Source organism: Sulfitobacter mediterraneus, from assembly GCF_016801775.1.
Lineage (GTDB): Bacteria > Pseudomonadota > Alphaproteobacteria > Rhodobacterales > Rhodobacteraceae > Sulfitobacter > Sulfitobacter mediterraneus_A.
The window spans coordinates 3,536,917-3,549,608 of the sequence record NZ_CP069004.1 but is presented as its reverse complement, the minus strand read 5'-3'; the positions used below and the strand labels follow the sequence as shown (position 1 = coordinate 3,549,608).

Sequence of the window (12,692 nt, the reverse complement as noted above, 5' to 3'; positions counted from 1 at the left end):
CGGCGACACCTAAGACTTTACAAGGAAAACACGATGAAAACCGATTTCCAGACGGTAGATACCGTTCGCCGTCCCTCTGAGGCCTCTCAAGCGCCTTCCATGGTCAGCAACACACCGACACGCCCAACTTCGCTAACCCCGATCACCGCCCAGCCTACAGCAGTTGTCTATTGCGAGGGCAACTTTGCCAAGATTGATGGCAAGACAGCCAACGGCCTTGTGCGTCACTCCGAGGCCTACAGGATCGTATCGGTTATCGATAGCACCCACAGCGGCAAGAACAGCGGGCAGGTTCTTGATGATGTGATCAACACCATACCAATTTGCAAAAACCTAGACGCGGCCATCGCGACCGAAGCAGCCATGCCTGATACCTTTATCTACGGAATGGCCCCCTCAACGGGGCGGCTTTCACCCGCAGATCGTGGCGTCGTACTGGACGCGATTGCACGGGGAATGAATATCGTCAGTGGCCTGCACGAGTACCTGAGCGATGACACCGAATTTGCGCAGGCCGCTTTGGAACGACAGATCACCATCCGCGACATCCGCAAACCCAAGCCCAGCAAAGACATGCGCTTGTTCGATGGCAGTATCGCAAACGTCCATGCGTTGCGCATCGCCGTGCTCGGAACCGATTGCGCCATAGGAAAGCGGACCACTGCGACGGTTCTGGCCCGTGCGTTGAACGCGAAGGGCATCAAGACTGTATTGATTGGTACCGGCCAGACGGGTCTGATGCAGGGGGCAAAACATGGCGTGGCGATGGACGCCGTCCCGCCGCAGTTCTGCTGTGGTGAACTTGAGGGTGCGATTGTTGCTGCCTCAGAGGCAGAGCAACCGGATGTTATCTTGATCGAAGGGCAAGGTGCGCTCAGCCATCCGGCATTCTGTACATCGGCCTTTATCTTGCGCGGCAGCCAACCAGACGCGGTCATCCTTCAGCACGCCCCAAAACGTGCACATCGCTGCGATTTTCCCAATATGCCAATGCCCACCCCGGCGAGTGAAATCGCGTTGATCGAGGCGTTCTCGGACACCAAAGTGATTGGCGTTACGCTCAATCACGAGGGCATGTCCGAAGCCGAGATCACCAGCACGATTGAAGCGCAAAGCGAAAAACTTGGACTGCCTGTCACTGACGCGCTTAGCCGGCCAGTGGCGCAGTTGCTCGCGATGGTTGTTGCCGCCTACCCCGGCTTGCAGCAAGGAACCCCCATGGCCACAATTTGAATAGCCCGCGCCTGGAAGTTGATCTGCGCAAGTTGCGCCACAACACGCGGACCCTTGTCGAACGGTTGGCGGTGGGTGGCATCCGCGTAACGGCGGTAACCAAAGCGGTTTGCGGGCATCCGGCCATTGCGCGTGCCATGCTGGATGGTGGCGCTGTGGGCCTGGCTGAATCGCGTTTGAGCAACGCAAAGCGATTGCGCAAGGCAGGAATAGACTGTCCGATCACGATGATCCGAACTCCGATGCTAAGTCAGGTTGATGATGTCGTAAAAACCTGCGCGGCGAGCTTTAACACACAGACCGCCGTGATCTCGGCTTTGGCCGCCGCTGCGCTGCGCCAAAACAAGGTTCACGGCATTCTTCTGATGGTCAAAATGGGCGACCTCCGCGAAGGGATCAGGCCAGATGATCTGGGCGATATCGCCCAGAAGGTGACGGACATGCCCGGCGTGGCGCTGACGGGTATCGGGGCCAATTTTGCCTGCATGCAAAGCATCGCCCCGACCGCTGCAAAGATGCGGGCCCTGTCGGCCATGGCCAATGATGTCGAGGCAAGATGTGGCCCGTCTCTTCGAACGGTGTCTGGGGGCAATTCTGCGAACCTGCCTTGGGCGCTTGGCCCGCACGCGACAGGCCGGATCAACGATCTGCGCATCGGCGAAGCGATACTGCTTGGTGTTGATCCGATCACGGGGGAGCCGATTGCCGGTCTGCATCAGGACGCCTTCACGCTCGTTGCCGAAGTGATCGAAACGGACGCAAAGCCCATGCGCCTGCTTACCGGCAAGGTGGATCATACCTTGGTTAGAATTCGGCCCGTTCCTGAAGCATCAGATGTCACACGGATCATTCTTGCCCTCGGAAACCAAGACACCGATGCAGCATCGCTTTTGATGCCCTCCGGATGCAGCCATATCGGCGCGACGAGTGATCATCTGGTCATTGGTACGAAAGATCCCGCGCTGTGCGTCGGGGCGGAAATGCGGTTTGGGATGACCTATAGCGCTCTCATGCGCGTCATGGTCGCGCCCGATATTCAGATAGAACTCTACAATGGCCGACCGGAGCCAACGGTGCGCAATACCGATGGCCCAGCAAAACACCTGGCGTTGGTTTGAACTGCTTTGTTCAGACAAGGGTTAGGACAAATCAAAGAGGAGAGTGCCCCATGGCAAAGCTGACAAAAACAAGCGTGTTCAAAGCAAGCAGCCCGAAAGCGGAAACCGCGATGGACAAGACAACCCGCATCGTTCGGCAAATGGTCTAAGAAGAGGCGGAGAAGCGACAAGCCAGAAACGCCCGCCTCCGCAAGGCGCGCCTTGAACGGGAGGCAAATACGCCGACACCGCCCTCGCGCTAGTGAATGTGAAAAAGTTCATGTAAAGCCGCAGCAAAGATATGATGCATGTTTCTGGAACACCTCTTTTTTTGCGGGGCGACCGGACACACCTGAAGGGACCGCCCATGACCGACACGAACGAGAGCACAGAAAAGGTTCATTATATCTGCCAGACATATGTGGAACAAAAGCCCGTGCGTGACGGACAGGCAATCCTGAAGATCGACAAACAATTTCAGTATTCGACAGCAGCAGAAGCCCAGAACAGAGCCGAGCGGGAAGCCCAATCAGAGAATTGCGCCGGCGCCGATGCCTATATGATTTCGGAAGACCCAGACAGTGGCGAAGTCGGATCCCCCAGCTTTCTTGTCAGGCTTGGGATCGTCCCGGAGTCTGATGATTTCTGAGAGTTGTGACAGGCCAGGGAGGCCTGCACGAGACATCGGATAGAAGATAGGTGTCCGTCCAAACGCGTCGCCCAACAGAGATGCGTTCAGGATGCTTGTTCCCAATAGCGCCTTTCGAAGGGCAAAGCCGCTATCCCGACCAATCCGGTGCGGACAAGGCGTGATGAACCTGCTGCAATTCCTTGCGCAAACTCTCCTGCGAAATCGGTCCTCCCAAACAAATCCGCAGTTTGTCCTGCCCTGCCCCGCTTGGAATGAAAAAATCGCTAGGCAGTATGCCTATTTGCCGGCCAAACAACCGCGCGAGTGCTTCTGCCCGATTTAATCCATCTGGAAGTGTCAGCCAAATATTGAATGCATCCGGAGCACTGTCAAAGGTCATCCCGGTCAGGGCTTCCTTGGCGATCTGCTGCCGCTCTCTGGCGGCGCTGCGCACAAATGCCTGCACCTGCGCGGCGGTTCCATCTTCGATCCAGGTGCTGAGCAAGGCCAGACTGATCGGGGAGGTCATGACATGCGCCGCCCGCACCGCTTTTACAAACGGGCCCAGGAAAGCCGCATTAGGCACCTGTACATAGGCAAGGCGCAGCCCTGCACCGAACACCTTGGATATGCCCGCGACATGCCAGCCAAGATCTGGCAAACTGTCACAGATCGGCGCGGGCGCATTTGTGGCCACAAACCGGTAGGCATCATCCTCAATCAGTGGTGTCTGATGGGCCCGCAAAACGCGGGAGATTTCGCTGCGCCTCTGCGCAGGAATGGTGTGCGTTGTCGGGTTTCGCAGGGTTGGATTGAGGTACAGTACAGCGGTTGGATGGCCGGCGATCGCGGCCTCAAGAGCGTCAGGGGAAATCCCATGTTCATCTTCGTCCACCTCGACCAGTTCCAAACCAAGACGGGCGGCAATGGCGCGGATGCCCGGATAGGTCACCTGTTCGCACAGAACAACGGTGCCTGGCTGGCGCAAAACCGTTAGCGCGGCATCAATCGCGGCATGCGCCCCCGGCGCGACAGCAAACCGTTCCGGCACAAAGGACAATCCGTTTGCATGCAGCCATTTTCCGGCGATTTCCTTGTCCTTGTCGCCTCCCAATGGGGTTTGATACCGCAACAGCGGGACGATGTTGGCGGCAACATGGCTCAGCCCAGCCTGCATCTTTGCAATCAGCTTGGGGTCTTCGGGTTCCGGCGGCATGTTCATGCGCGGATCTTCTTCGCTGGTGCGCCTCGGATCGGCCGATGGTTTACCCGCGCGTGGATCCAAGACAAAGGTGCCGCGCCCGACATGGGCTTGCACATATCCGCGCCGGGCGGCTTCTGCGTACCCTCTTGAAATAGCGGATATATCCGTCCCAAGAACCTCTGCGATCTGCCGCTGCGGCGGCAAGCGATCGCCGGGTTTCAAGCGGCCTGATGCAATGTCGGCGCCAATCGCTTCGGCGATCCCGACATAGCGCGGCAAGTCGGTTTGCCGGATTTCGGGAACCCAGTTTTTGGGGGACATCAAGCTCACCTTTTACCGCAGGACACAGCCGGAATGGTAAGGGCGCACAGCCATTGCCGCAAGTCAGATCATAAAATTGCACCACATTTATTCGAAATTGATTGCATTCAATTTGAGCAAAGTGTTAACATTGCCACATATGACAGGCTGGAGGCCAGACATGACCGGGATTATCCGTTTATCGGTGGACACAAGAGCCATGGCGCGCGCCCTCCTCTTGCGGCACTGACATGCCAAGCGTCACTGCATCATTCATTCGCGCCACCGCACGCGCCGCCGGGCTGGCCATGACCGAGGGCGATGCAATTCTTTCCGATGGCGCGGTTGTGCAGCGGGTGAGAGCGTCAGACAGCGGGCTGGCTCCGAACATGGAATATTTTGCCCTCATCGACTGGATCCGGGCCACCCAAGACGACGAGGCAGAGCTTGTCGCCGCCTATGCCGAGATGATTGAGCCAGAAGACCTTGGCGTGCTGGGCCTTGCGGTCAAGTCAGCCCCCACCCTGCGTACTTCCCTTGAATTGCTTGCCCGGTATTTCCGGCTTTTGTCAGATGGCGCGGCTTACGGGTTTGAGGAACGCGGCGCCCTGGCATTTCTGACGGTAGAAGAGCCGAACACCCCACACCCGACCCAGCAGTTTCGCAACGAATGCGCATTGGCGGCGATTGCACGCTACATCCGGCACTATATCTCGGCGGATATCCGGTTTGACTCCGTCTCGTTTCGCCATAGCTGCCGCAGTACGCCCGGAGCATATAATACCCTCTTTGATTGCGAGGTCCGTTTTGCAGCGGATCGTTGCGCGATCTCGATCCCCCGGACAATGCTGGATGCCCCCAATATGTCCGGCGATCGGGCTGTCTGCACTTTCCTGACGCAACACCTCGAACAGGAGCTGGGCAAGTTGCGCAGCGAGTCGCCGCTGGGCGTTGAACTGCTTGGCCTGCTGGCAGAGGCGCTGGATAACGGGGCACCGCAGGCCAGCAAGATTGCCGCGCAGATGGGGATGAGCGAACGCACGCTCTATCGCCGCCTTTCCAATGAGGGGCTGACCTACCGCGATGTGTTGCGACAGGCCCAGACTACCTTGGCGCAAAAATTACTGATCGACAGTGATTTTTCCATTGCCGAGATCGCCTTTCTGACCGGGTTTTCCGAGCAAAGCACCTTTAGCCGCGCCTTTAAACGCTGGGTCGGCCAAGCGCCCGCGCAATTTCGGCAGCAAAGATCCGCGTGATAAGCCGCGCAGCACCACAAGATGGCAGAAACAGCCCGAAGCTTGGCAGACCCGGCTAAGACCCTGACCCCTTCGATTGAATAGACCAAAGGCAACAAGCCGCATTGGCAGCCTTCCGCGAAGGAAGGGCTTTTGTCGGCACTGATCTATTGGAGATGTTCAATGCCGATTTCAGACAGAACCAAAGCGAGCGCTGCGCCGACACCGCGCTCGGCGGGCATTCCCCCATTCTGGTCCAAGGTTCGCCCCGATGCCTGATATGAAATGTTTGAAAACCATCGCAATGGCTGTCGGCCTCACCTTTGGGCAAGCCGCGCAAGCCTCTGAACTTGTTATTGGTTCTGGTGTGGTGGAATTCAACTCCAACCTCGCCGCCAATGACCGGCAGTTCACCTTTGAATATCGGTTCGATCCCTACCGCGAGTGGGACAAGGGCCAGATCAGCTGGGGCGTGGCGGTTGTTGGCCATGCTTCGGGTGATGTCTGGGCAGGTGCAGGGTTGATCGCGCAGCGTCATTTTGGTGATCGCTGGTTTGCCGAGGCAAGCCTGATGCCCGGTCTTTATTTTGAGAACGGGCCAGCGACGGCATTGGGCCATACCATCGAATTCCGGTCGGTGCTGGCGGTTGGCTATGAAATCACAAAAACCTCGTCGATATCTCTCGCCATTGATCACCGATCCAACGGAGGTTTGTCGGAATTCAACCCCGGCTCAAATGGTTTAAGTCTTAGATTTCACCACAAGTTCTAACTCCAATCTCATGCCGAGTGAGATCAGTCTGAAAGGCCGCCGTCAATTTCACGGGTAGCCACGAATGTCGGCTGCCGCACTGCCTTCACGCTTGCATCATTGTTCCGGCCAAACAAAGCCTTGGACATTGCCACGGGCAAAAGCAGAACGCTGACCGCGATACCTGCGGCGATGGCTGTGAGGGTCAATGAAGTCAAGCTTTGCATCTGGCTTGTCCTTAAATTTGCCGGGAGGCAGAGGTGGGTTTTTTCGATATCAGAACACTCTATAGGACGTTTGTGATACGCTCTTGCCCGCCACCGCCAAGGGGATGGCATTTTCTGCCAAACACAGCATGCCTATCTGCATTAACCCACTGTTTATGCTGAACTTGCTCAGCAGCATATAACGCCAATGGCATCATCGCACGCAACTGACCATCATTTAGCCTATCCATACAGATTGGTCTACGGGAGAAAGTGAACAGAAACACCGTATTTTGAATGATTTGGCTTTGCCAGGCGTGGAAAACTATGCAAAATATAGACAGAACAGTCTGATTGGTTTTGAGAACATGGCAAACCCTCGTCGCGACGATCTCGTCGAAACAGCGTTAAAGCTCTTCTACACGGGCGGCTTTAATGCCACCGGGATCGACAAGATCCTTGGCGAGTCCGGCGTGGCCAAGATGACCCTCTACAATCACTTCCGCTCCAAGGATGAACTGATCCTTGCCGCTCTGCGCCGCCGTGATGAGAAGTTCCGCAATTGGCTCATGGGCGAGATGAAGAAAGCTGGCCCTGACCCGCGCGCCCAGATTTTGGCAATGTTTGACGCGCTTGAGGATTGGTTCAAAGGCAGAGCTTTCAAGGAGTTTGGTTTTTACGGCTGTGCGTTCATCAATGCAGCCAGCGAATTTGGCGATCAAAAGCATCCGGCCCACCGTTTGGCCGCAGAGCACAAACAGAGCGTTGTTGACCACCTTGAGCAGATTTGCCGCAAGGCGGGTGCGGCCGCGCCCCTCGAACTGGCTGAGCAGATTGCCCTGATCAAGGAGGGGGCGATTGCCACGGCCCATGTCCGCGGCATGCCTGAGGCGGCGCTAAATGCCAAACGCGTCGCAGCCGCGCTGATGGATGCGGCGCTTGGCGCGGATGGACCCAACGGTTACGCGTGATCTTCTTTCCCGCCGCGTGGGGCCTTTAGATATCTCGCGAATATCCGGATCGAGGCAGGAGAATTTGCCCGCCCCCTTCCATCTGCCACTTGCCCTTTAGAACTTCCAACGGGCACCGATCACGGCGACGTTGATATCCTCAACGGCAACGGCGGCCCCTTTCAATTCATAGCGGCGGTAACCTGCGTAGAGTTCAGTGTTGTAGCGGTCCCATTTCTGGACAATCCCAATGCCATAGGACGTGGACTGTGACCCGATTCCGGCCAGATCATCCCCCTCAAACACATCAAGGGACAGTGCTGTTTCGCCCAGATCATTCCAACGCCGCTTTAGACCAAGTTTGAGGTAGGCGTAATTGGCCCCCGTTTCCTGTTGCCGCCCCGTGGCAGCCGCAAGGTTGAGGCCGCTGGATGTGTGCAAGAACGCGATGGAAGAGGCGACCGATGACCGGTCAGAGCCCGCACGGGCGTAGCCGATGCGTCCGGAGACTTTGAACTGGTCCAGATCCCGATCAAAGCGGAGCGCCAGATCGTAATAATCTCGATCATCGCCATGGCGCAGCACTTCTTGTCCGGCGGAAACCGTGAGGGCGAAACCACTGACCGCGGGGCTGTCATAACGCAGGCGAAACCGGCGCGCGCCATCGAAGTTTCTGAATGCTGCGTTGATGTTGCTGCCGGACCCCGCGCCGCCCGCGTCCCGGAATTCAATGGTGCCCGCCAGTGCATTGATACTGGAATAATGCACAACGCTGGTGCCGGAAAAGTCCGTTTCTGCAACGCCATCTGTTGCGGTGCTTCCCTGACCAAAAGACAAGGCGCCATAGGCGGGCGTGCTGTACACCACCTCCAATTTTCGCAACTCGGTACGCCGCCATTTCAGGTTCAGGTCATTGTCGTCAAGGGTTGCCGCCGCCGATCCGGAAAATCCCAATCCGCTTTCGAAATGGAATTTCAGCCTGTGGCCATTGGCCAGTTCGGTCTGGTGGATGATGCCGATCCGGCTGTTCGAATTGTCATTGTCGGTAAGGTAGGTGTCATAGTCCTGCCCATCGTCGACATGAAAAATGCCGAAGTTAAGCTGCCCGTAGAATTTGAATGCTGTCTGCTTGGCGCCATCTGCGCGGGCCAAACCGGCAGTGGCCAGAAAGGCGACAACCGTTGCCGCCCCAACGCCGGACAACCGCAACCTGATTTTGCTTTTGTTAGGATACTGATGCCCCGCTGCGGTTGCGTTGTGATCTGTTGTTTGCTGCATTTCAGATGCTCCTTTTTAATGCGCCTCTGGGGCAAACCGGCATTTGATATTGTCGTATGGCACCGGCCTTCCCCAGATCTAGTCAGGCTCGCGACCGTCTTCTTGGCCCTACCGGTCAGGGCTTTGCCCCGCCCTGCCAATCGTTGATTTCTCCTGAGAAATATCGGGCTTACGCATCACTGCGGCATGGTCAGATATTTGTGTCCTTTGTGCAGGGAACCGACCGACAGCGCGATGTTCGGGGGATATCAAAGCGGCAGAAGGCAAAGCAAAAAAGTCATTCTGATCAGCTAGAAAGAGCGCGCTGCCTTCCAAGAGACATCACATCTGCGCAAGCCCCTTTGCCGCACAAAATCGCCGGCGAAGGCCATAAGCGGTGCAGCCGAACAGCCCGTCAAAGCATGGCAGGATTTGCCCAAACCTTGGCTGAAAGGGCCAATATTTGCGGAGCCGCACCGCCTACATCTGGCTCATCGATCAACCGAGAGGTGCCAATTGGCCGATGCCCGATTTCCCTAGGGCAAAGGCTTGGCATCACTCCGCACGGAGAAGCTGGAATGACCCATCCGGACCACATGACCTGCCCCGTCAGGCGCACTGCGGCACCGTCCCCCCGCCGCAATGAGCGCCGCGGTTCCGGGCGCCTTCCGGCTTCTCCGCCCGTGATCTTCCAGACCCCATTTGGGTCGGGAACACGGCGCCCCGACGACCGGCTGCTTGCGATCGCGACGACCCTCATCGTCTGGCTTGTGTTGGCAACCCTGGTGGAGGCCTGCCACCTTGGCCCCACGGTCAGACACCACATTTCCCCAAGCCATTTTCGGACCCTCCCATCTGTCCAGCTCCCGAATGTGGCAAACTCCAGCGCCCCGGCATTTACCCGACCTACCACTTTGTCCGGGGCGCTTTTTTCTCAAACCACGAGGCCTTGATATGACGCGTCCACCCTTTCCGCCGTTCACATTGGAAACCGCCGAGCAAAAGGTTCGGATGGCCGAAGACGGCTGGAACTCCAAGACCCCAGAAAAAGTCGCTCTCGCCTATTCTGTTGATAGCGTTTGGCGGAACCGCACGACCTTTTTGCAAGGGCGCAAAGAGATTGTGTCCTTTCTGACAGACAAATGGGCGCAAGAGCTGGAGTACCGCCTGATCAAAGAGCTTTGGGCGTTCTCGGGCAACCGGATCGCCGTGCGGTTCGCCTATGAATGGCACAGCGCGGCGGGGCAATGGTTCCGGTCCTACGGCAATGAGAATTGGGAATTTGCTCCCGATGGCCTGATGCGGAGGCGGATCGCGTCGATCAACGATTTGCCGATCGAAGAGGCAGACCGTCTGTTTCATTGGTCCGAGCCCGCCCGCCCGATGAGCCACAAGGGGCTGACCGATTTGGGCCTCTAGCCCCAAGATCAAATGAATTCCGGCCTGCGTTTCATGCGGGCTGGCGCAAAAGGAAGGTGGATCCACCGCAGATGCATTCTGACCAACACGGCCCGTTTTGCCGTGAACGGGAAAGATCTGTCCAAAGGTCCGCCGCCCTGACACCCGCAGCGCGATCTGCGCTGCACAAGCAAACCAAGGAGACAATCAATGACACATAAACCTGACCACGGTTGCGGATGCGGCCACACCGAAGAAACCGTAGATCTGGCCCGCCGCCGCGTTTTGGCCAGCGTTGCCGCTGCTGGTGTGGCCGGTGTAGCGGGCAGTGGCGCTCTGGCTGCAACAGACGAGGCCAAGGCGCTTTATGCCGATCCGGAAAATCCGGGCCTGCCGCAGATTGATATGACAATCGAACCGGGGCGCACCGCATTGGTGGTCACAGATCCTCAAATCGACTTTCTGTCCGAGGACGGCGTAACCTGGGGCGTGGTCGGCGAAAGCGTCACCGAGCAGGGCACCGTAGACAACATCGAAGAGCTGTTCAAAGCGGCGAAGGCAGCTGGCATGCCGGTTTTTATCTCGCCCCACTACTATTATCCGCATGATCACAAATGGAACTTTGAAGGCACCCTTGAGGCCACAATGCACTCCATCGGGATGTTTGACCGGCTTGGCCCGCTCAACCTCGACAATTTCGAAGGATCCGGCGCCGATTGGATGCCGCAGTACAAGAAATACATCGAAGACGGCGAGACCATCGTTTGCTCCCCCCACAAGGTTTATAGCCCAGCGCAGAACGATCTGAACCTGCAGCTGCGCAAACGCGGGATCGACAAGGTGATCCTTGCGGGCATGTCCGCGAACCTGTGCACACAGGCCCATCTCTATGACCTGCTTGAGCTGGGCTATGAGGTTGCCGTTGTGCGCGACGCAACCGCCGGCGCGAAGGTGCCAGAGGGTGACGGCTATCTCGCGGCGCTGATCAACTTCCGCATGGTGGCCAATGGTCTTTGGTGGACGGATGACGCCGTCAAACGCATCGCCAGCTCTGCCTGATCTCTCCCCTCTCAAAACTTCAATTCATAAAGGAAATAGCAATGAAATACTCTCGCACTCTGACCGGCATCGCCACCGCAATGACCTTGGCCCTCGCAACATCCGCCTTTGCCGCGGACGAATACAACGTCAACAACGGTTTGACACTGGCAGGCCATCCCCTAGGCCTGCACGGCGTTGATCCTGTCTCGATGTTCCAGGGCGGCAAACCGGGGCAAGGGGACGCCGCCTTTACCTCTGCGTATGATGGTGTTGACTATTACTTTTCCTCCGCCGAGGCACAGTCAAAGTTTGACGCCGATCCCGCGGCATACCTTCCCCAGTTTGGCGGTTTTTGCGCCTTCGGTGTTTTTGTTGGCAAGAAACTTGATGGCGATGTCCGCTATGCCGATATCGTTGACGGCAAACTGTACCTCTTCGTCAACGCAGCCATCTTTGACAAATACCTCGAAGACAAGGACGCCGTGATCAAGGGCGCCGAGGCCAAATGGCCAGAGATCGTGAACACGCCCATCAGCGCGCTCTGATCCGGCTTAAGGGGGGACGGCAAAACGACTTTTGTGCCGTCCCCCCTGCCCTTCTCAACCGGCGAAACGACCTCTTCCCTCCCTCAAAGGATACCGACCCAATGACCAACTTTGTCACCCATGACCTGAACACTGCCCCTGACGCTGCCAAACCCATCCTGCAGCGCGCCCTGAATGATTATGGATTCGTGCCCAATCTTTATGGCGCAATGGCCGAAGCACCTGCCATTCTCGAAGGCTACACCACCCTTTCGGCGATCTTTGGCAAGGCCAAACTGTCGGAAACCGAACGCCAGATCATCCTCATGACCAACAACCGGATGAATGGTTGCGCCTACTGCATGGCGGCCCATACGACCCTTTCGCAGATGGGCGGTGTGTCTGAAGATGTCATCGATGCCCTGCGCAACAATACACCGATTTCCGATCCCAAGCTGGAGGCCTTGCGTCAATTTGCGATTGCTATCAACGACAGCCGGGGCTGGCCCACGCAAGCGCAAACCCAAGCGTTTCTGGAGGCCGGCTATACCCGCCAGACCATGTTGGAGGTGATCTTGGGCACGGCGCTCAAGACCATGTCCAACTACACCAATCACATCGCCGAGACCGAGTTGGACACGGCCTTTGCGCCGAATGTCTGGACCGGACTTGCGAAGGACGCGGCCTAATCGCAGATATTGATCGAATATGGCCACTTTCAAAAACTGCGAATTGGGAGTGGCCAAACAACCTCAGGATTGTGACTGCAGCCAAAGGTTCTGTGGCATTTGGGCCAAGCCGCCGTTTCAGTTGCGGGGAAACGGCATGAAGAAAAACCATCCCAACCTGATGCGCACAGCTC

General features: G+C 57.2%; 13 protein-coding genes. 10 read left to right on the top strand and 3 right to left on the bottom strand.

Annotated features, from left to right (window positions below; genetic code table 11):
- Positions 1 to 33: 33 nt before the first annotated feature.
- The 3 genes from JNX03_RS17475 to JNX03_RS17465 all read left to right on the top strand — a co-directional run bounded on the left by JNX03_RS17475 (position 34) and on the right by JNX03_RS17465 (position 2,979).
- Positions 34 to 1,233 carry a DUF1611 domain-containing protein gene (locus tag JNX03_RS17475; protein ID WP_203210268.1) on the top strand — a complete coding sequence of 400 codons (1,200 nt, stop codon included), beginning with the start codon at positions 34 to 36 and terminating at the stop codon, positions 1,231 to 1,233.
- Positions 1,230 to 2,351, top strand: coding sequence for an alanine/ornithine racemase family PLP-dependent enzyme (locus JNX03_RS17470; protein WP_203210267.1), 1,122 nt, complete (start codon positions 1,230 to 1,232; stop codon positions 2,349 to 2,351). The genes JNX03_RS17475 and JNX03_RS17470 overlap by 4 nt, the downstream gene beginning before the upstream one ends.
- A gap of 346 nt (positions 2,352 to 2,697) precedes the next feature.
- Positions 2,698 to 2,979 (top strand): hypothetical protein, encoded by a 282-nt coding sequence (locus JNX03_RS17465; RefSeq protein ID WP_203210266.1) that lies wholly within the window; start codon positions 2,698 to 2,700, stop codon positions 2,977 to 2,979.
- Positions 2,980 to 3,109: 130 nt separating this feature from the next.
- Here the strand turns inward: JNX03_RS17465 and JNX03_RS17460 are convergent, their stop codons facing one another.
- The gene (locus tag JNX03_RS17460) at positions 3,110 to 4,486 is read right to left on the bottom strand and encodes a PLP-dependent aminotransferase family protein (protein WP_203210265.1); all 1,377 of its coding nucleotides are present in this window, start codon (positions 4,484 to 4,486) and stop codon (positions 3,110 to 3,112) included.
- Positions 4,487 to 4,716: 230 nt separating this feature from the next.
- Between JNX03_RS17460 and JNX03_RS17455 the strand changes: the two genes are divergently transcribed.
- Both JNX03_RS17455 and JNX03_RS17450 read left to right on the top strand, forming a co-directional pair.
- Positions 4,717 to 5,724: an AraC family transcriptional regulator gene (locus tag JNX03_RS17455; protein WP_203210264.1), complete on the top strand. Its 1,008-nt coding sequence runs from the start codon at positions 4,717 to 4,719 to the stop codon at positions 5,722 to 5,724.
- Between the two features lie 250 nt (positions 5,725 to 5,974).
- Entirely contained in the window at positions 5,975 to 6,475 is a 501-nt protein-coding gene (locus JNX03_RS17450) for an acyloxyacyl hydrolase (protein WP_203210263.1), read from the top strand.
- Between the two features lie 23 nt (positions 6,476 to 6,498).
- Here the strand turns inward: JNX03_RS17450 and JNX03_RS17445 are convergent, their stop codons facing one another.
- Complete coding sequence (locus JNX03_RS17445; RefSeq protein WP_203210262.1) at positions 6,499 to 6,681, bottom strand: hypothetical protein; 183 nt, start codon at positions 6,679 to 6,681, stop codon at positions 6,499 to 6,501.
- Between the two features lie 347 nt (positions 6,682 to 7,028).
- Between JNX03_RS17445 and JNX03_RS17440 the strand changes: the two genes are divergently transcribed.
- Entirely contained in the window at positions 7,029 to 7,631 is a 603-nt protein-coding gene (locus tag JNX03_RS17440; RefSeq protein WP_203210261.1) for a TetR/AcrR family transcriptional regulator, read from the top strand.
- A gap of 96 nt (positions 7,632 to 7,727) precedes the next feature.
- Here the strand turns inward: JNX03_RS17440 and JNX03_RS17435 are convergent, their stop codons facing one another.
- Entirely contained in the window at positions 7,728 to 8,888 is a 1,161-nt protein-coding gene (locus JNX03_RS17435) for a porin (RefSeq protein ID WP_203210260.1), read from the bottom strand.
- 933 nt (positions 8,889 to 9,821) lie between these two features.
- Between JNX03_RS17435 and JNX03_RS17430 the strand changes: the two genes are divergently transcribed.
- The 4 genes from JNX03_RS17430 (at position 9,822) to JNX03_RS17415 (ending at position 12,519) form a co-directional block, all read left to right on the top strand.
- Positions 9,822 to 10,286: a DUF1348 family protein gene (locus JNX03_RS17430; protein WP_203210259.1), complete on the top strand. Its 465-nt coding sequence runs from the start codon at positions 9,822 to 9,824 to the stop codon at positions 10,284 to 10,286.
- A 189-nt stretch (positions 10,287 to 10,475) separates the two neighbouring features.
- Positions 10,476 to 11,324, top strand: a complete 849-nt coding sequence (locus JNX03_RS17425) for a cysteine hydrolase (RefSeq protein ID WP_203210258.1) — start codon at positions 10,476 to 10,478, stop codon at positions 11,322 to 11,324.
- Positions 11,325 to 11,365: 41 nt separating this feature from the next.
- Positions 11,366 to 11,851: a YHS domain-containing (seleno)protein gene (locus JNX03_RS17420; RefSeq protein ID WP_203210257.1), complete on the top strand. Its 486-nt coding sequence runs from the start codon at positions 11,366 to 11,368 to the stop codon at positions 11,849 to 11,851.
- Positions 11,852 to 11,952: 101 nt separating this feature from the next.
- Positions 11,953 to 12,519 carry a carboxymuconolactone decarboxylase family protein gene (locus JNX03_RS17415; protein ID WP_203210256.1) on the top strand — a complete coding sequence of 189 codons (567 nt, stop codon included), beginning with the start codon at positions 11,953 to 11,955 and terminating at the stop codon, positions 12,517 to 12,519.
- Positions 12,520 to 12,692: the final 173 nt, after the last annotated feature.

Excerpts from the sequence above, each read along its gene's own strand:
- JNX03_RS17475 (WP_203210268.1), top strand. The coding sequence starts at position 34 with ATGAAAACCGATTTCCAGACGGTAGATACCGTTCGCCGTCCCTCTGAG.
- JNX03_RS17450 (WP_203210263.1), top strand. The coding sequence starts at position 5,975 with ATGCCTGATATGAAATGTTTGAAAACCATCGCAATGGCTGTCGGCCTC.
- JNX03_RS17435 (WP_203210260.1), bottom strand. The coding sequence starts at position 8,888 with ATGCAGCAAACAACAGATCACAACGCAACCGCAGCGGGGCATCAGTAT.
- JNX03_RS17460 (WP_203210265.1), bottom strand. The coding sequence starts at position 4,486 with ATGTCCCCCAAAAACTGGGTTCCCGAAATCCGGCAAACCGACTTGCCG.
- JNX03_RS17465 (WP_203210266.1), top strand. The coding sequence starts at position 2,698 with ATGACCGACACGAACGAGAGCACAGAAAAGGTTCATTATATCTGCCAG.
- JNX03_RS17430 (WP_203210259.1), top strand. The coding sequence starts at position 9,822 with ATGACGCGTCCACCCTTTCCGCCGTTCACATTGGAAACCGCCGAGCAA.
- JNX03_RS17445 (WP_203210262.1), bottom strand. The coding sequence starts at position 6,681 with ATGCAAAGCTTGACTTCATTGACCCTCACAGCCATCGCCGCAGGTATC.
- JNX03_RS17440 (WP_203210261.1), top strand. The coding sequence starts at position 7,029 with ATGGCAAACCCTCGTCGCGACGATCTCGTCGAAACAGCGTTAAAGCTC.
- JNX03_RS17455 (WP_203210264.1), top strand. The coding sequence starts at position 4,717 with ATGCCAAGCGTCACTGCATCATTCATTCGCGCCACCGCACGCGCCGCC.
- JNX03_RS17420 (WP_203210257.1), top strand. The coding sequence starts at position 11,366 with ATGAAATACTCTCGCACTCTGACCGGCATCGCCACCGCAATGACCTTG.
- JNX03_RS17415 (WP_203210256.1), top strand. The coding sequence starts at position 11,953 with ATGACCAACTTTGTCACCCATGACCTGAACACTGCCCCTGACGCTGCC.
- JNX03_RS17425 (WP_203210258.1), top strand. The coding sequence starts at position 10,476 with ATGACACATAAACCTGACCACGGTTGCGGATGCGGCCACACCGAAGAA.